We start from the raw sequence: 18,106 nt of genomic DNA, 5'->3' as shown, positions 1-18,106 counted from the left end.
TTCACTGGTCTGCATTGTACAAGCAGCAGCGAGTTGTAATAATGAGAAACACCGGCTTTGGCCGGTGTTTTTTTTTGTTAATCCTTAGGTTACCCAGACTTTATGATAGATATCAGCACCGAATATCAGGTGTGGTGGCAAACGGTTGTCGACTTCACTGAATCCCAAAAACTCCTTAGCTCCGCATTGCTGGTATTTGTTTATATGCTGGTGAAGCGGGGTGTTTTATGGTTGCTGAAAAAGCGAAGCCGCACTACGGGCGAAGATAAACGCCATTCAATAAATATTATTGAACAGTTGGGTAACGCCGGATTGCTGGTGCTCGTTGTGATGATATGGGCCACTGAAATTCAGAGTCTGGCGATCTCCATTGCGGCTTTCATGGTTGCGATTGTGCTGGCAACACGAGAATTCATTCAGTGTTTCATGGGGTTTATTTACTATCTCGGTGCAAGACCGTTTCGCGTAGGCGACTGGATCGAAATGAATAATATTCGCGGCGAAGTGGTAGAGATAGACTGGGCAAAAACCACATTGCTGGAAGTCGATCCTGAATCCCATGTTTACACAGGTAAGCATTTGTACGTGCCAAATAGTCAGCTTGTCACGCAGTCTGTGCGAAACTTGAATTTCTTGCGTCGATATACCTTACATAGCTTTACCCTAGTAATGGAACCTGAGTCCAACCCTTATGCGCTGATGCCCGAATTTAAGGCCAGAACGTTGAAGCATTGTGAACATTTTCGAGAGGTTGCTGGTCGTTATAAAAGCCTTATCGAGCGTCATATGGAAGCCGAGTTTATTGATATCGACCCGGATATTGCCATTGAAACCAATCAGTTTGCTAAGTTACGTATCACCGTGTCGTTGTTTTGTCCCATCGAGGAAGCGCATAAATTGCAGCAACAGATTTCAGAGGATTGGATGAGTCTGTGGCATGTGGCGGTTGGTCACAACAGCAAGCCTGCGCTGAAAGCAGGCTTTGATGAGTAAACTCGCAAGCGTTGGCTAATCCCACTCCCTTTGGTGAGTAAAATAATTGCTTAGGAATGCCATCTGGTCGGCAAGTATCCGACGGTTCATTAAGTAAAAACGCTCGTAGAGGTTTGGCCTAAAAGGCACGGCCAACAGCGGCATATTTGCTTCTTCTGGTGTGAGCGCGCCTTTAGCATGGTTGCAACGCTGGCAAGCAGTAGCCACATTTGTCCACTTGTCCTCGCCGCCACGGGAGCGGGGAATGATGTGGTCGCGGGTGAGTTGGCTCGGACTAAAATGCTGTCCGCAATAGAGGCATAAATGATTGTCACGTCTAAAAAGGTAGCGGTTGTTTAATGCTACTTTACCGTTCACATCGGTAACTTTACCGTCGCAGGCGATAATGCTGGACAGGCTAAGAGTGCTTTGCAAACCGGCATTGTTCCAACCACCGTGGAGTGTACAGGCAGCGGCTCCCAATTCGAATAAGACTTTATTTTGGCAATACAGCCTGGCTGCTTCTTCGGGCTGAACCCATTCCTGAGGCATACCGGCTTTATTCAGTCGAAGTACCAGCATTAAGACATCTCCTAATCTGTAACACTATTCAAGCTTACGGATTTATATGTCAATATGATGAAAAAACGAACAAAAGCCAAGGTTTTTCGTAGAAAACCCCGTTAGATTCGATGTGATAACCAATTAATCTCATTAAATTCGTTGTGACAACAGTTTGCGCATTTGATAATGGCATTAGGTAATTATCGCGGCTATACTATGCGCCGCGTTCAAAAGCGAATATATATATTAAAGAAAATAAAGGACAAATAGTGACTCCTATTACTCATTCTTTTCAGTATGGTCAGCATACTGTAACTCTGGAAACTGGCGTTATCGCACGTCAGGCAACTGCAGCCGTCATCGCCAGCATGGACGATACCTCTGTGATGGTAACTGTGGTTGGTAAAAAAGAAGCGAAAGCCGATCAGGATTTCTTCCCGTTAACGGTTAACTATCAGGAAAAAGCTTACGCTGCCGGTAAAATTCCGGGTGGCTTTTTCAAACGTGAAGGCCGTCCTTCAGAAGGCGAAACACTGACAGCCCGTCTGATTGACCGTCCAATCCGTCCACTGTTCCCGGAAGGTTTTTTCAATGAAGTACAGGTTGTTGTTACCGTACTTTCTGCGAACCCTGAAATCCCGACTGACATCATTTCACTGATCGGTACGTCTGCGGCACTGGCTATCTCCGGTATTCCTTTCAATGGTCCTGTTGGTGCAGCCCGTGTAGGTTACAAAGATGGCGAGTACATCCTGAATACACGTTTCTCTGAGCAACCTGAAAGCCAGCTTGACCTGGTTGTTGCCGGTACTGAAAGTGCGGTTCTGATGGTTGAATCTGAAGCCAGCGTACTGTCTGAAGACGTCATGCTGGGTGCGGTAATGTTCGGTCACGAACAGTCGCAAGCGGTTGTTGAAGCGGTTAAAGCGTTTGCAGCTGAAGTAAATACGCCGGCATGGGACTGGGCGCCTAAAGCTGAAAACACCGAACTGAAAGCGAAAGTAAAAGAACTGGCTGAAAGCGGCATGACTGCGGCTTACCAGATCTCTGACAAGCTTGAGCGTAAAGATGCGGTAACTAGGGTTACTGAAGAAGCGCTGGCTCAAATTCTTGAAGCGAATCCTGAACAGGACGCGAAAGAGGCGTCTGATCTGCTGCACGATCTGGAAAGTGACGTGGTTCGTTCACGCATCCTGGCCGGTGAGCCGCGTATTGACGGTCGTGATCCTGCTATGGTTCGTGCCCTTGACGTTGCGACTGGCGTACTGCCACGTACTCACGGTTCTGCTGTGTTCACCCGTGGTGAAACCCAGGCACTGGTTGTTGCCACTTTAGGTACAGAGCGTGACGCACAGATGATTGACGAACTGCAGGGCAAGCGTGACAGCAAGTTCATGCTGCACTACAACTTCCCTCCTTACTGTGTAGGTGAGACCGGCATGATCGGTTCTCCTAAGCGTCGTGAAATCGGCCACGGTCGTCTGGCAAAGCGTGGTATTCAGGCGGTTATGCCTTCTGAAGAAGAATTCCCGTATGTAGTACGTGTGGTTTCTGAAATCACTGAATCTAACGGTTCATCTTCAATGGCATCTGTATGTGGTACGTCTCTGGCCCTGATGGATGCCGGTGTACCGATTAAAGCGTCTGTTGCGGGTATCGCAATGGGTCTGGTTAAGAGCGACGAAAACTTTGTGGTTCTGTCTGACATTCTGGGTGACGAAGATCACCTGGGTGACATGGACTTTAAAGTAGCTGGTACTACCAACGGTATCACTGCGCTGCAGATGGATATCAAGATCGAAGGTATCACCAAAGAAATTATGCAGATTGCACTTAAGCAGGCAAAAGAAGCCCGTTTACACATTCTGACCGTAATGGATAAGGCGATTACCGGTCACCGTGAAGAGCTGAGCGAATTTGCTCCGCGCATCTACACCATGAAGATTGACCAGGACAAAATCCGTGACGTAATCGGTAAAGGTGGTGCGATGATTCGTTCTATCACTGAAGCGTCTGATACCAACATCGAAATCGAAGATGACGGTACTATCAAGATCTTCGCCACTGAGCGTGCTAAAGCAGATATCGCTATCGGCATGATTGAAGGCGTAACGGCTGATATCGAAGTAGGAAAAACCTACAACGGTAAGATTACCCGTATCGTTGACTTCGGTGCATTCGTAGAAGTTCTGCCTGGTAAGGAAGGTCTGGTTCACATTTCACAAATCGCTCACGAGCGTGTGAACAAAGTAACCGACTATCTGCAAGAAGGCGAAATGGTTGACGTGAAAGTAATGGAAATCGACCGTCAGAATCGCGTACGTCTAAGCATCAAAGAGCTGCTTGAAAAGCCAGCTCCACAGGCTAAAGAAGAAGACAAAGGCGAGTAATATCGTCAGTCTTCTTGTTGAAAGTATCATGATGTAAGGGCGCTGTTATAGCGCCCTTTTTTATTGGAGAAGAATATGACCAACGAGCAACAAACCCGCATTGAAGCGGCTGCATTTCGTCGTTTACTGGAACATTTAGACGACAACAAGCAGGTACAGAATATTGATCTGATGATTCTGGCGGATTTTTGTCGAAACTGTCTGGCGAAATGGTACGCAAAGGCGGCAGCTGATGAAGGGATTGAGATGGACTACGATGCCGCCCGCGAGGTGATTTATAAAATGCCTTACAGCGAGTGGAAAGAAAACCATCAACTGCCTGCCACTGACGAGCAACTTGCGGCACTGAATGCGAAAAGCAAATAGCCGGTATTATTCAACTACCACAAGTCGATTATCAAAAGCCTGACAATGCACTGTCAGGCTTTTTCTTTGTTAGCACTTAAGTGACTAAATCGAAAGGCGTGAGGAAGTAATTCGCCCACAGTATAGGTTTCTTGTTTGCCGCAATCAGTGACTAAAATAACCGGTGTGTCATCGTCAGCAAATTCGGCTATCTTTTGCCTGCAACCGCCGCAGGGGAAGCATAAATCATCGTTCGGACTGGATATCACAATGGCTTCAATCTTGGTTGCGCCGCTAGCTACCATGGCGCCAATGGCCGTGGCTTCTGCACATTGACCCAGCGGATAGGCGGCATTTTCTACATTACATCCCGCAAAGATGCTCTCTTCAGTGGTCAGTACGGCGGCACCTACATGAAAACCCGAGTAGGGGGCGTGGGCGTTTTTTCTCGCAGTTTGAGCAGATTCCGTGAGTTGTGTTATTCTTTTATTTTCCATGACATTTCTCTTGTGGCGCAGGCTTTACTTTTGAATGTAAATCGGCGATGGTGTCAGCCATCCGTTGCTGTCGCGATGACAGTCTCCCGCACCCTTGTTTTTTATAGTGAGTAGACCCATTTTTAACATGCGTAAAGTCATTAGTCTCATCTTTTTTTCCTCGCTGACTGTTATGTTCTCAGGTTGTGCCAGTCAACAGGCGCCTCAGCAAAAAACAGAAATGGGTAATCTATTACTGGCGGAGCCAGCGCCGGTTAATCCGCGTTCACAAATGGCCATTGCCCGTTATAACCAAATTCTTGCTAATGCCTCAATTCCTGAAGAAGACAGAGCCGAGTTGCTGTATCAACGCGGCATGCTTTACGACAGTGTGGGGTTAGGCGGTTTAGCGCAGTACGATTATTCTCAGGCGCTGCAGCTGAAACCCGATATGGCAGAAGCCTACAATTCCATGGGGATTCACTTCGTTCAGCAACTGGACTTCATTCAGGCTTATGAAGCGTTCGACTCTACGTTAGATATCGATCCGGAATACGATTTTGCTTTTTTGAATCGTGGCATTGCGCTTTATTATGGCGGTCGCGCCGATTTAGCGGTCGATGATTTGGCAAAGTTTCAGGTTAAGGACCAAAGCGATCCGTTCCGCGTATTGTGGACCTATTTTGCCAAGCATGATGTGAATGCTGAAGAAGCGCAGGCGTATTTACTCAAGGCGAGCAATGAACTGAATCAAAATCACTGGGCGGTGAAGCTGGTCGAATTGTTCCTCGGTTCGGCCTCAGAAAACGACCTGCTCAACTCTCTCATTGAAGGTATTTCGAGTCAAAAAGAATTGACCGACCGCTTATGTGAAGCCTATTTCTATTTAGGGAAGTATCACTCTGCACTGGGAAATAAAGGCATTGCTTCCAACTACTTCAAACTGGCACTTAGCACTAACGTATACGATTATGTAGAACATCGGTACGCCAGAATTGAACTCAACCGTCTTCGCCAGTCTACCGACGCTGCGGAATAATAACGTTCTTTTATGCGTGGATTCATTGTTGCCCTGCTGGCAATTTTGTTAGTAGCGGCTGACACCAGTCACGACAGTAAACAGCTCCTGCTTAATGCTGAATATGCCGAGAAGCCTGCGCCCATTTTGTGGGAAGCCGCGCGAAACGGTAGTGAGGTTGCTGAGACTCGTCTGGTTGCCTGGGCGTCGCTGAATAATTCTGAATATTGGTTGAACAAGCTCGTTGCATTGGATAATGCCGACGCGGCGTGGGCGTTGTATCAGTTGATTGGTGATGATGAGAAAAGCGACCGCTTAATGGGACTCGCTGCCATCGGCAATGTGCCCGAAGCGCAGTTAGCCTACGGCATGGCCACCGAAGATCCGAAAAAGCGGGAAACATGGCTTAAACGGGCAGCGAAGCAGGGCTATCTGCCTGCCCAGGCCGCATTAGCTGATTGGTATATGCTCAACGAGCAGCCGGAAGAGGCTCGAGCCTGGCTCAGGATCACAGCCAATGATTATCCGCAAAGTGCGTTTCAGTATGGTCGTTTGTTGTGGGACGATGGAAATCGTGATGCAGCCCGAAACTGGATTGAGCAGGCTGCCGATGGTGGCCACGTTATGGCGGAAAAAGTAAAACGGGTGCTGGCAGACTATGCGCCGTTTAAAGCCGGAAATGTCCGGGCCCGTAACTGGCAGAATGCAGACTGTGCGCAGCGAGTGGGGGTGTTCGCCACCTCGCTTTCCACCATTGTTAAAGCCGATGAGCTGGTAGGGGCATTTCGTAAAGATCGGCGTTTTAATAATTTAGCGGTGTGCTTAGACAATCCCGTTTGGCTCGAAAAAGGCACTCTGGATTGCCAGGCTGAATATAAAGGTCAGCCCCGCCTTGGCTGCGATGTACGGCCTTTGGCAAATGCCGTTGAAAAACGTCAGCTCACCCATGCAATCGTGGTGTCTGAACAAGGCAAAGCCAATGTGAATAATGGCGTAATGTTCCTTGATCTTATCGATTCATACGCGGTATTAGTGCACGAGTTGGCGCACTTTGCCGGTTTCGTTGACGAGTATGCACTGGGGAAAAACGCGGCTGAGCGCTACTGTGGCAGCGGCGATGCACCTAATTTAATATTTGATGGCAAGCTCACCTACGCGCCGTTGTCTACCCTCGATAATTGGCAAAACCTGCAACCGGGAGTAGGAATTTGGCCAGCACAAAGTTGTGCTCGCAGCGACATACGAGCTTATAAGCCCTCAGGCCATATCACGTTTCTCGAGCATCACGATAGCGGCGATATCCCCCCCATTTACATGGCCTTGTGGCGGCAACAGCTCACACGACCAACGGCCCAGCGCCCGATATTCATGAATTTATTTCAGGCATTTCAAAAGGCAGGACAGACGCCTCAGGCTAGTAAATGGCTTAACCGATATAATGGGTTTCTTGGGGCGTCGAACGATGAAGAAAGCAGCCGAAAAACAGACATTGAGCGGGAAGATCTTCCGGCTCAATTCTGATACCAAACCTAATATATTAGCGTTGGTCGAAGTCTGGTTTTAGGTGGTCAACCCACATGGCCGTGGCACCACAGATGGCAACCGGCATAACAACAAAATTAAGCAGCGGTACCAGAGAAAACAGACTCACGCCTACGCCAAACGAAAAACACTTGGTCTTGTGTTGCCCGAGATGATATCGCATCACGCGAAAAGGCACTTTGTGGTTATCGTAAGGGTAATCACAATATTGAATTGCCATCATCCAGGCATTAAAAGCAAACCACAACAATTGTCCGATGACTGGCAGTAACAGAAACAAAAACAGAAATACGATGGCGCGGGGCAGGTACCAAACCAGTTTAGCGAGCTCTCTTCCTAACATGCGAGGCACGTCTTTAATCAACGACCAAACGCCTTCGTCGCCAATTGATTTTCCAGACAAATGCCGTTCTACTTTTTCTGAAAGAATGCCATTGAATGGGGCGGCTATCCAATTCGCTAATGTGCCGAAAATGAGTGCGAAAATCAGCAATACCGAGACCACTGCAATAGGCCAGAGAATAAAAGTAATAAAGCTTTTTAGCCAGCCAAGCCACTCAGGGATAAGGCTCATTAGCCAGGTGATCCCTTCACCAATTTGCCCATAAAGAAAGTAAAACGCCACTGAAAAAAGCAGCAAATTCACAATCAGCGGAATAAACACAAATCGCTTGAGGCCTTTGGTTGTGATTAGGCTGAAGCCGGAAAGAAAGTAACTGAAACCACTTTTACTCTGCATCTTAACTCCTGTAGAGGTTTAGGGGGTATTAAACGGGCACCACCGAACAAGTGATAACTAAGCCAACATATTATACCTGCCTGATTTTACAAAGCTAAAACCCAATTGTTACAGCGTGTTAGTTTTGGTAGAGTCAGGGCATAATAATAATGTGAGCTTTCTCATACCGTGAGTTTTCACGATAATTGGGTGAAAAAACGTCGATGCTGATTTTTCCGGCATGTTCCTATCGCAATGATGTTTCTCTTGGGTGTCATCTAACCCGGGAGCATGTATGCGTCTGAAGAAAATCAAACTCGCTGGTTTTAAATCTTTCGTCGATCCTACCACTATTCCTTTTCCCGGCGACATGACCGCCATTGTTGGCCCGAATGGCTGCGGAAAATCAAACGTTATCGATGCAGTACGTTGGGTTCTCGGAGAAAGTTCTGCGAAAAATCTCCGTGGCGACGCCATGACCGATGTTATTTTTAATGGCTCATCGGCGCGAAAGCCGGTAGGGCAATGCTCTGTGGAGCTGGTGTTCGATAACAGTTCTGGTCGGATAGGCGGCGAATATGCTCAGTATAACGAACTGGCGGTACGCAGGCTGGTTACCCGGGAAGCACAGTCACATTATTTTCTTAACGGGACGAAGTGCCGTCGTCGTGATATTACCGATTTGTTCTTAGGTACCGGACTCGGGCCCCGTAGTTACGCCATTATCGAGCAAGGGATGATTTCCCGTTTAATCGAGTCTAAACCACAGGAATTGCGCGTCTTTATTGAAGAAGCAGCAGGGATCTCAAAATACAAAGAACGCCGTCGGGAGACTGAAAACCGTATTCGTCACACCCAGGACAACCTGGAGCGCCTTGAAGATGTGCGTGGTGAACTGGGCAGGCAACTGGAGAAACTGCAACGACAGGCTGCCGCAGCTCAACGATATAAGGCACTTAAAGCGTCGGAGCGTAAATTAAAAAGTGAGCTTTCTGCACTTCGCTGGTTAAAGCACAGTGATCATATTGAAAAAGTGGAAGGTGAAAAGGCCCAACTACAAAATGAACTCGACGCCCTGATTGCGCAGCAGCGTGGCGACGAAGCCGGAATCGAAACCTATCGCACCCAGGCCGAAGAGATAAAGGCGACGCTGGATGATTTACAGCAAAATTTGTTCACCGTATCTACACAAATCACCCGTATTGAACAAAACGCGCTGCACAGTCAGCAGCGTGAAACGCAAATTAATGCGGAACTTGAAGGACTGCAAGAACGCCGGGCGCTGTTAGCCGTTTCCTTACAAGAGGCCAGAGACGCCCTCGCTATGGCCACGCAAACACTGGAAGCATCAGAGCCTGAACTATTGATGCTGGAAGAAACCATCGATCAGGCTGCGGAGCAGGAGTCGCTTGCTGAATCAGCGCTTCGGGAGTTTAATCAAAAACGCCGCGAGCAAGAAAATCTCTATCACGGTTTAAAGCAGAAAGTGCAGGGGCTACACAGCCAAATTCAGTCTACTACTACCATGCAGCTTCGCACCACTCAACGTATTGGTGAGTTAAACGAAGAGCTATCAGCCTTGCAGGACGACACTCTGGATGCAAAACAGGAAGAGGCCCAACGTGGTTTGGCTGTTTATGAAGAGCGGGTTGCCATTGCCGAAGATGAAATCACGCTGGCTCAGGAAGCGCATCAAACTGCTAGAGATACGCACCAACAAGCGCAGGCACAGTTCACCGATGCTCAGCGATATTTACATCAACTTGAATCGCGGTTTGCTGCTTTGGAAAGTTTACAAGAGTTGGCGGCGTCAGAAGCGGCTGCATTGCCCGCTGGTGTGGCTAAGCTTTGGCAGTCTGTTAAGGTAAAACCCGGCTATGAGTCTTTGATGGAGCAAGTTTCCGTATGGCTCAACGATCCACTGGTTGCAGAAGAATACTCTCTGGAAACGATCATTGCTTCGGTGGATTACTTTCCCACTGGCCATCGTTTGTTTGCACTTTCCCAACAGAATACAACCCGCACTGGTACGCTGGCTGAAATTATCGACGGGGACTATGTGCCTGCCTGTTTTTATCGCATTCGGCTGGTTGAAACGCTTTCCCAAGGCCGCGATCTGTTACCATCTCTTGAACCACACGACTCGATAATATGCGCAGACGGCAGTTGGTTGGGGAAAGACTGGCTTATTCATAAAACGGCGCAAGAAGAAACCGCCGGTGCGATACAGCGATTGGCACAAATGCGAACGCTGGAAAACGATATTGCGTTGTCTACGGAGAAAGTCACCGCATGTAAACAGGCGCTTGAGGTTGCTGAGGAAAGGTTAACGACCCAGGCGCGACAAGTCGATGAGAACCGTCAACAACACGTACAACTGCAACAACAATTACAGCAGCAACGTCACCAACTCGATTTACTTGTTCAACAAGCTGAGCAACTGGCCTACCGGCAGTCAAAAACGAACGAAGAACTCGCCCGTCAGCAGTTTAACCTAGCGCGGGATGATGAACAGCTTGAAACGTTCACAGAACAACTTGAAGATCTCGAAATGCAGTTGATGGAAGCCGAAGAAGAAGAGCAGTCGGCACGATATAACCGGGAGTCTTTGGAGCAACGTTTACGGGATAGCCGTCAAAGTGCTGAGCAGCAGAAATCCCGTAAACATCAGCTCGAGCTCACCGTTCAGCAACAGCGAAATCAGCAGGAAATGTACCGCCAACAGGTTACGCGTAACGACGCTCAGCTGGTTGAGTATCAGCAGCGAGAAGTGGAGTTGGATAAGGAAAAACAATCACTTAGTCAACCTTTGGCGTTGCAGGAAGAACAACTACAACAACTGCTTATTCAGCGTGAAGATATTGAAGCTGCGCGGATTGAAAAACAAGAATTGTTAACTGAGATGGAAGGCCTGCTGCGAGAGGCACAGCAAGGTCACCAAGGGCTGGCAACAAAAATTCAACAGCGTCAGTCCGTCATCGATAGTTTGAATATTGAAATTGAAGGTGCCCGGGTAAGGGCGATGTCTGTGCTGGAGCAACTGCAGGAAACGGGGCAGTCGTTAAAAGAAATACTGCCAGAATTAAGCGACGATGCCGATGAGCAAAGCTGGCAGCAGGAGCTCGATAAAACGTCTGCTGCAATTAGCCGTTTAGGGGCTGTGAACCTTGCCGCGGTGGAAGAGTATGAAACGCAGGCTGAACGTAAACAACACCTCGATACGCAATTTGATGATTTGGTCTCGGCGCTGGATACATTACAAACGGCAATCCGCAAGATAGATAAAGAAACCAAAACCCGTTTCTCTGCAACCTTTGAGCAGGTTAATGACGACCTGAAACAACTGTTCCCGAAGGTATTCGGCGGTGGTTCTGCGTATTTGGCACTAACCGATGACGATTTGCTTGAAACGGGCGTCACTATCATGGCCCGTCCACCGGGCAAGAAAAATAGTACAATTCACCTGTTAAGCGGTGGAGAAAAAGCCTTAACCGCTTTATCATTGGTGTTTGCAATTTTCCGGCTTAATCCGGCGCCCTTCTGTTTACTCGACGAAGTGGATGCGCCGCTGGATGACGCCAACGTGGGGCGTTTCTGTAAACTGGTATCAGAAATGTCGAAATCGGTGCAATTTATCTATATCACCCACAATAAGATTGCGATGGAAATGGCAACCCACTTGACCGGTGTCACCATGGCTGAGCCAGGTGTGTCACGAATGGTAGCAGTGGATGTTGATGAAGCCATGGCCTTCGTCGAAGCATAAAAAAAGGGCGAACGAATTAAATGGATGAACTACGTTTATCACTCCTTATCTTTGGTACTTGCTTTATCATTGCTGTGCTTGCGCACGGTATTTGGAAAATTCGCAAGAATAAGACTCAAACTCGTAAAGAGCGAATTGAGCCCGGTCAATGGCATGATGATTCTCATCAGCGTTCTCGCGATGTTCAGGAAGAGTGGTCGGAACAAGACGACACCGATGAAGAGCAAAAAAATTACGATGACTTAGGTCTTGGTGAGGTGCGAGTGGTATCCTCTACAAAACCCGCGCCAACGGATTCAGACATCACTGCAGATGAGGATTTTCTCGACATCAATCCGCAGGATACGTCAGAAGATGCTTCCCCGGAACCCGTAAAGCTTTACGGTTCGGTGGTGACAAATCCTAAGCCGCACATGAAGTCTGGTCGCCCGGTTAATGCTGAAGATTTGACTGATGAAGGGATACCTGAGCCGCCAGGGTTTCTCATTCGCAAAGATGCTTCGGTAGAGAATCATACCGGTACAACGACTGCGGAAACTGAGCAGCAAAATCCGCTGCCCGCTGACGATTTCCAGCTCGATCCTCAGTCAGTGCCAGACGATGGCACTGATGCCGACGACCATTACGACAGCGATGCAAAGCGTTCATTACGTAAACGTGGCACAGTTCGTCGTCGCCAGGAGCCGAATTTTGGCGATGATCAGATGAACATCGATTTTGATGAAAGCCAGGTCGCCGGCGCGGCGTCACAGCCTGCCGCTGATGAAGCGCCGCTGAGTGAATCTGAGCAGGAAGTACTTGTGCTCAATGTACGGGCGCCTGAAGAGTCCACGATTTCCGGTGCTACACTGTTGCCATTGTTGCTCACGCTGGGCTTTAAATTTGGTGATCAGGACATTTTTCATCGCCACGTGAATTCTAATGGTAAGGGCCCTGTATTATTTAGCTTAGCGAATATGTTCAAGCCGGGTGTGTTCGATATCGATAATCTGGAAACGTTCTCTACCCAAGGCGTGTCGCTGTTTATGATTTTGCCCATTGAAGGGGATGCCCATCAGGTCTTTAACATGATGCATAATGCAGCACGCAAAATTGCCGATGAATTTAACGCGCAAATTCTTGATGGACGGCGAAGTGTACTAACGAAACAAGGGTTACAGCAGTACATGGAGAAAATCCGCGAATTTGAACGTCGGCGAATGATTACCCGCACATGATTTACCCGCTGCCGCATTATTGCGGCAGCTTTTTTTGTAAGAGATCTTTATGTCTGAAAACCCATCTGTTGATAGTCGTATTGCCAGTCTTCGCGATACGATTAACGAATATAACACCCAATATTATGTGCAGGATGCGCCTTCAGTGCCTGACGCTGAATATGATCGCCTGTTCAAAGAATTAAAAGCCCTCGAAGCTGAACATCCCGATCTCATCACCCCGGATTCTCCCACCCAGAAGGTAGGAGGTGCACCGCTTTCTGCTTTCGATCAGGTCACTCATGAAGTGCCTATGCTGTCTTTGGATAACGCATTTGATGAGGCATCTTTAAACGCGTTCGAAAAGCGTATTGGCGATAGACTTAAAGACCATAAAACGCTGACTTATAGCTGTGAGCCAAAACTCGACGGCTTAGCGGTAAGCATATTGTATGAAGACGGCTTATTGGTGCAGGCCGCGACCCGTGGTGACGGGCAGGTGGGCGAGAACATTACCCAGAATGTTAAAACCATTGGAAACGTACCGCTGCGTCTGAAGGGGGATAATATCCCGGCTCGCATTGAGGTACGGGGTGAAGTGTTCATGCCTAAGGCGGGCTTTGATAAATTGAATGAGCGCCAGCGTGCCGAAGGGGGGAAGGTGTTTGCCAATCCGCGTAATGCCGCTGCCGGCAGCCTTCGTCAGCTTGATAGTCGCATTACTGCAAAACGCCCGCTCATGTTCTATTGCTATTCATTAGGTGTCGTGACGCCAGAGGATTTTGCCCTGGCAGAGCTGCATAGCGAACGATTGAAATCGCTGGGCGAGTGGGGGTTACCTTTGTGCCCGGAAGTGTCTGTGGCTGAGGGGGCATCGGGTTGTCTGGATTACTATCATCAGATCCTCGAAAAGCGTGACGCCTTACCTTACGACATCGACGGTGTGGTGTTTAAAGTTGACAACATTGAACTGCAACAAACACTGGGCTTTGTTGCCCGTGCACCGCGTTGGGCTATCGCCCAGAAGTTTCCTGCACAGGAAGAAATCACACGTTTAGTTGATGTGGAGTTTCAGGTAGGCAGAACTGGTGCAATTACGCCTGTTGCGCGTCTGGAGCCCGTTTTCGTTGGTGGGGTGACAGTATCAAACGCCACCTTGCATAATCAGGATGAGATTACCCGTCTCGGCGTGCGTATTGGTGACTTTGTTACCATTCGACGGGCTGGCGATGTGATCCCGCAGGTTGTGGCTGTGGTGGAAAATAAGCGCCCAGACGATACCCGGGAAGTGTCGTTCCCACAAACCTGTCCGGTGTGTGACTCACAGGTAGAAAAACTGGAAGATGAGGCCGTGGCGCGGTGTACTGGTGGTCTTGTTTGTGGTGCACAGCGAAAGCAAGCTCTGAAGCATTTTGCTTCACGTAAAGCGTTTGACGTTGATGGCTTAGGCGATAAGTTGGTAGATCAACTGGTTGATGCGGAACTGGTAAAAAGCCCCGCAGATTTTTTCAATCTTTCATTAGGCGAGTTGGTGGGCCTGGAGCGGATGGCGGAGAAATCTGCTTCAAACCTGCTGACCTCACTTGAAAAAGCGAAAACGACCACGCTCCCGCGTTTTCTCTATGCCTTAGGTATTCGTGAAGTGGGTGAAGCCACAGCGGCCAACCTTGCAAATCACTTCTACACGCTCGATAACCTATACGCTGCCGACATTGAGGCTCTCAAAGCGGTTTCAGATGTAGGGGAAGTGGTAGCAACCCATGTGTATAATTTTATTCATGAAGCGCATAACCGTGAAATTATCGATAACCTGTTAGCGGCGGGCATCAATTGGCCTGAGATTAAACAAGTGGATTCTGCAGAATTGCCATTTGACGGTCAGACTTGCGTGTTGACTGGCACAATGACGGCCATGGGGCGTAATGAAGCCAAAGCGCTACTGCAGCAACTAGGTGCTAAAGTGGCGGGTTCCGTATCGGCAAAAACAGACTTTCTTGTTGCTGGTGAAAAGGCCGGTTCTAAACTGACCAAAGCACAGGATTTAGGTGTTGCGGTTTGGGATGAAGAAAAATTACTCGCCGTATTATCAGAACACGGTTTGTATGAAGGTTAACCGCAATGGTTAACCTTTAAAACGAAGTACTCAGGAAGCGCGATGGCGTCGGGCTTCCTGCCTTGCCCGCCAGCTTTTCTTCACAGAAAAGCGCCAAAGGAAATTCAGGCCAACGTAGCCTAATAAGCCAAACACCACAGAGCAAATTCCACATCCCACCAGAAAAGCAGGACCAATGGTTTCAATGCTTTCTATGATCCATTTCCAACTGAACTGTAATTCAAAGTGTTGCGGTTGCGTGCCGAGTACGGTGGTACCCACTTTATACGCAGCATAAAAAATGGGTGGCATGGTGAATGGGTTTGTTATCCACACCGTTGCTACAGAAAGCGGCAAATTTGCCCGGAAGGGGATGGCTGTCGCAGCAGAAAGCCACATTTGAAATGGCACTGGCCAAAACGCGAAAAACAGGCCGATACCAAAAGCGTGGCTGGCTGAACGTCGGTTCAGGTGCCATAGGTTCGGCTCATGCAAGACGGTACCAAAGATCCGTAGCGCTCGGTTATGCTTTATTGTCTGATGATCTGGTAAAAAACGTCTTATAAATTTTTTTGGCATACATTCATTCAGTTAAAACAAGCACTTCTCAGATGTACCAATATCTCACCGTGTGGACCACGGGATTCAGTCTTTCTGCCATGTCTGCTCGATACTGGCCATTCCTGCCGGGCAAACGCTGGATTGTGCTAACAGCCTGTATTGTGATCATTATCCATATTGCGATACATCGCGATGTATTTAACAAGCACCTTGTCAGGCTAATCAAAAAAAATAGTCGTGTCGCTAATTGGTACGGGCAAACGGCGAAACTGTTTACTGTCGTCTCATTTATGATTAGCGGGATAATGTCAGGAATGATTTGGATGGCAAGTGTAGGGCATTGGTACTTGGCTTGGCAACTCCCTGAAAGCAAAATTCAACAAGATGTCATAGTTTCGGGGCGGATAACCCAGACCCGCGATATTGGGCACGATCAGCAATTGATTTTGGCTGTGCATCAATTCGGTGACAGGACGGTTTTCCCGTCTCCCTCATTGCTGCTTTTTGTAGAAAAGGCAATCGGACGATTCCAACTTCACCAGCACGTTACCCTGAGTGTCAAACTTAAACCTGTATCGGGTATGCTCAATCCCGGCGGCGATAAGCGTAGTTGGTATGTGAGCAAAGCCATTGTGGCTTCTGGTACGGTAAACGCGTCTTACGCCAATCGCATTACAGAACCTGCGTCTAGCTTTCATCACTTTGCTGCTGCAAGAAGCCGTCAGGCTGGTTACTCACGTTGGCTAGTCGCCCTGTTAACCGGCGACCGAAGAGGGCTACAGCAAGCGGATTGGCAGTTAATGCGAGAAACGGGAACGGGTCATCTGTTTTCAATTTCCGGGCTGCACGTTGGCATGGTAGCACTCTGGGCATCAGTATTAGCGAGCGCGATGTATGGCGTGATTTTTTGGTTATGGGGTCTACCGCACAATCGTTGCAATGTGCGTGGTTTTACCTTTATTGTTGTGGTGTTGCTCACCGCGCTTTACGCCACATTAGCCAATTGGCAGGTGCCGGTAGCGCGAGCCTGGTTGTTAGTGTTGATGGTAACCGGTTTGTTCTTTAGCCGGGCGGTCTGGTCGTGGCTGCAACGCTTCATATTAATGATTGCTGCGTGTATTTTACTTTTCCCGTTCGGGATTTTTGGCAGCAGCTTTTATTTAAGTGCAGGGGCGCTGGCGTTGCTGCTATTCATCGGCAGCCGGTTTTCGGTTACGGGCGAAAACAGGCTGAGCAAATTAAAAGTGCTCATCGTGTCGCAATGCGTACTGTCGTTTCTTTTGCTTCCGGTCACGGTGGGCTTTTTCGATGCTGCGTCTTTATTAACGGCGCCGGTTAATCTTCTTGCCATTCCTGTTGTTACTGTCATCGTACCTTTAGGAATGATGGGTCTGGTAATGAACTACTTTACTTTACAGCCAAACTGGCTGTTAGATGTCGCCGATTTCGTGATGAGTATGTTGGTGAGAGGCCTTACTTTCGTAGAACCCTGGATGATTTCAGTGAACCAGCTCAACATTCAGCCTATGGTCGCCATCTTGACCCTATGTGCCATGCTGTTATTGCTTATGCCGCCGTTCCGCTTTCGATGGCTATGTATTGTATTATTTAGCATGCCACTAAGTCTGTCTTTTCTAAAACAGAATCCGGCCCCGTGGATAGTGCATGTTTTTGATGTGGGTCACGGTTCCGCTATCGCTATTGCCCGTGGAGAGAGGGCGGTGCTAATCGATTCAGGTCCTTCTTTTGAACAGGGCAATATGTTGCGCACAGTTGTCGTTCCCACACTTAGGCATCTGAATATTAAGCGCGTCGACCACGTTATCTTCACCCATGGCGACGATGACCATGCGGGCGGTAGAAAGGATATTGGTTTGCTGTCGCAATTAAGTCATGAACCCGTAGCCACTGACGTTCGAGATAACCTGAATGGTTGTCAGCGAGGCGATGCCTGGCAATGGCAGAACATCTCATTTTCGGTGCTATGGCCCAGGCCGGGCAATACCTTAGATAACAACGCCCAATCCTGTGTACTTCGTATAAGCGAAACCGGGCGCTCATTACTTATTGCTGGCGACATCCCCAAATCGTCTGAATATGATTTGCTGTATTTACTCGAAAAAGAAACGGGCATGAAGGTGCAATCTGATTTACTTATCGCCCCTCATCATGGCAGCGACACGTCGTCGTCTCGCGCTTTTGTCAATGCCGTCTCACCCAAAGTAACGGTGTTTACTACCGGCGCATTTCACCGATGGCAATTGCCCGATGAGCAGGTGCAGGCGCGATATCTGGATGTGGGAAGCGAAGTGTACGACACCGGACAGCACGGATACGTGCGGCTCACCATGACTACGGGCAATGTAATCGCACAGCCTTTTAATCGAGCAATCAGTCCACGTTGGTACGATAATCGTGGGCAACATCAAGATTGAATTTACACTGCTTCAGACCCATTTCCAAATG

Annotated in this window: 13 protein-coding genes; 9 read left to right on the top strand and 4 right to left on the bottom strand. The window is 48.4% G+C overall.

Going from position 1 to position 18,106, the window contains the following annotated elements:
* Positions 1–102 precede the first annotated feature (102 nt).
* On the top strand, positions 103–993 hold the full coding sequence (locus tag BFC18_RS05045; RefSeq protein ID WP_070124109.1) for a mechanosensitive ion channel family protein: 891 nt from the start codon (positions 103–105) through the stop codon (positions 991–993).
* A 15-nt stretch (positions 994–1,008) separates the two neighbouring features.
* On the opposite strand, the gene BFC18_RS05040 is transcribed toward BFC18_RS05045, so the two are convergent.
* A complete protein-coding gene (locus BFC18_RS05040; protein WP_070124108.1) occupies positions 1,009–1,554 on the bottom strand; it encodes an HNH endonuclease in 546 nt (181 codons plus the stop codon).
* A gap of 251 nt (positions 1,555–1,805) precedes the next feature.
* Here BFC18_RS05040 and pnp point away from each other — a divergent pair, with 251 nt between their 5' ends.
* Together pnp and BFC18_RS05030 are read left to right on the top strand one after the other, a co-directional pair.
* Entirely contained in the window at positions 1,806–3,926 is a 2,121-nt protein-coding gene (pnp, locus tag BFC18_RS05035; RefSeq protein ID WP_070124107.1) for a polyribonucleotide nucleotidyltransferase, read from the top strand.
* A gap of 75 nt (positions 3,927–4,001) precedes the next feature.
* Positions 4,002–4,292, top strand: a complete 291-nt coding sequence (locus tag BFC18_RS05030) for a DUF1244 domain-containing protein (protein WP_070124106.1) — start codon at positions 4,002–4,004, stop codon at positions 4,290–4,292.
* A gap of 53 nt (positions 4,293–4,345) precedes the next feature.
* On the opposite strand, the gene cdd is transcribed toward BFC18_RS05030, so the two are convergent.
* The gene (gene cdd / locus BFC18_RS05025; protein WP_483757029.1) at positions 4,346–4,789 is read right to left on the bottom strand and encodes a cytidine deaminase; all 444 of its coding nucleotides are present in this window, start codon (positions 4,787–4,789) and stop codon (positions 4,346–4,348) included.
* A 106-nt stretch (positions 4,790–4,895) separates the two neighbouring features.
* On the opposite strand from cdd, the gene nlpI reads away from it, so the two are divergent.
* Entirely contained in the window at positions 4,896–5,786 is an 891-nt protein-coding gene (gene nlpI, locus BFC18_RS05020; RefSeq protein ID WP_070124104.1) for a lipoprotein NlpI, read from the top strand.
* A 12-nt stretch (positions 5,787–5,798) separates the two neighbouring features.
* On the top strand, positions 5,799–7,286 hold the full coding sequence (locus tag BFC18_RS05015; RefSeq protein ID WP_070124103.1) for a tetratricopeptide repeat protein: 1,488 nt from the start codon (positions 5,799–5,801) through the stop codon (positions 7,284–7,286).
* A gap of 16 nt (positions 7,287–7,302) precedes the next feature.
* Here BFC18_RS05015 and cysZ read toward each other — a convergent pair whose 3' ends face one another.
* On the bottom strand, positions 7,303–8,046 hold the full coding sequence (gene cysZ, locus BFC18_RS05010; RefSeq protein WP_070124102.1) for a sulfate transporter CysZ: 744 nt from the start codon (positions 8,044–8,046) through the stop codon (positions 7,303–7,305).
* 274 nt (positions 8,047–8,320) lie between these two features.
* Here cysZ and smc point away from each other — a divergent pair, with 274 nt between their 5' ends.
* Genes smc through ligA form a run of 3 tightly spaced genes read left to right on the top strand, consistent with a single transcriptional unit; the run spans position 8,321 to position 15,100 of the window.
* The gene (gene smc / locus BFC18_RS05005; RefSeq protein ID WP_070124101.1) at positions 8,321–11,791 is read left to right on the top strand and encodes a chromosome segregation protein SMC; all 3,471 of its coding nucleotides are present in this window, start codon (positions 8,321–8,323) and stop codon (positions 11,789–11,791) included.
* Between the two features lie 20 nt (positions 11,792–11,811).
* Positions 11,812–13,008, top strand: coding sequence for a cell division protein ZipA (gene zipA, locus BFC18_RS05000; RefSeq protein WP_070124100.1), 1,197 nt, complete (start codon positions 11,812–11,814; stop codon positions 13,006–13,008).
* 49 nt (positions 13,009–13,057) lie between these two features.
* Positions 13,058–15,100, top strand: coding sequence for an NAD-dependent DNA ligase LigA (gene ligA / locus BFC18_RS04995; RefSeq protein ID WP_070124099.1), 2,043 nt, complete (start codon positions 13,058–13,060; stop codon positions 15,098–15,100).
* Positions 15,101–15,130: 30 nt separating this feature from the next.
* On the opposite strand, the gene BFC18_RS04990 is transcribed toward ligA, so the two are convergent.
* The gene (locus BFC18_RS04990) at positions 15,131–15,658 is read right to left on the bottom strand and encodes a DUF2062 domain-containing protein (RefSeq protein ID WP_070124098.1); all 528 of its coding nucleotides are present in this window, start codon (positions 15,656–15,658) and stop codon (positions 15,131–15,133) included.
* A gap of 32 nt (positions 15,659–15,690) precedes the next feature.
* Between BFC18_RS04990 and BFC18_RS04985 the strand changes: the two genes are divergently transcribed.
* The gene (locus tag BFC18_RS04985; protein ID WP_083272927.1) at positions 15,691–18,075 is read left to right on the top strand and encodes a DNA internalization-related competence protein ComEC/Rec2; all 2,385 of its coding nucleotides are present in this window, start codon (positions 15,691–15,693) and stop codon (positions 18,073–18,075) included.
* The last annotated feature ends 31 nt before the right edge of the window (positions 18,076–18,106 follow it).

The organism is Alteromonas confluentis (assembly GCF_001757105.1).
Lineage (GTDB): Bacteria > Pseudomonadota > Gammaproteobacteria > Enterobacterales > Alteromonadaceae > Alteromonas > Alteromonas confluentis.
Note: the sequence above shows the minus strand (reverse complement) of the source record. Positions and strands in the feature narration are given on the sequence as shown.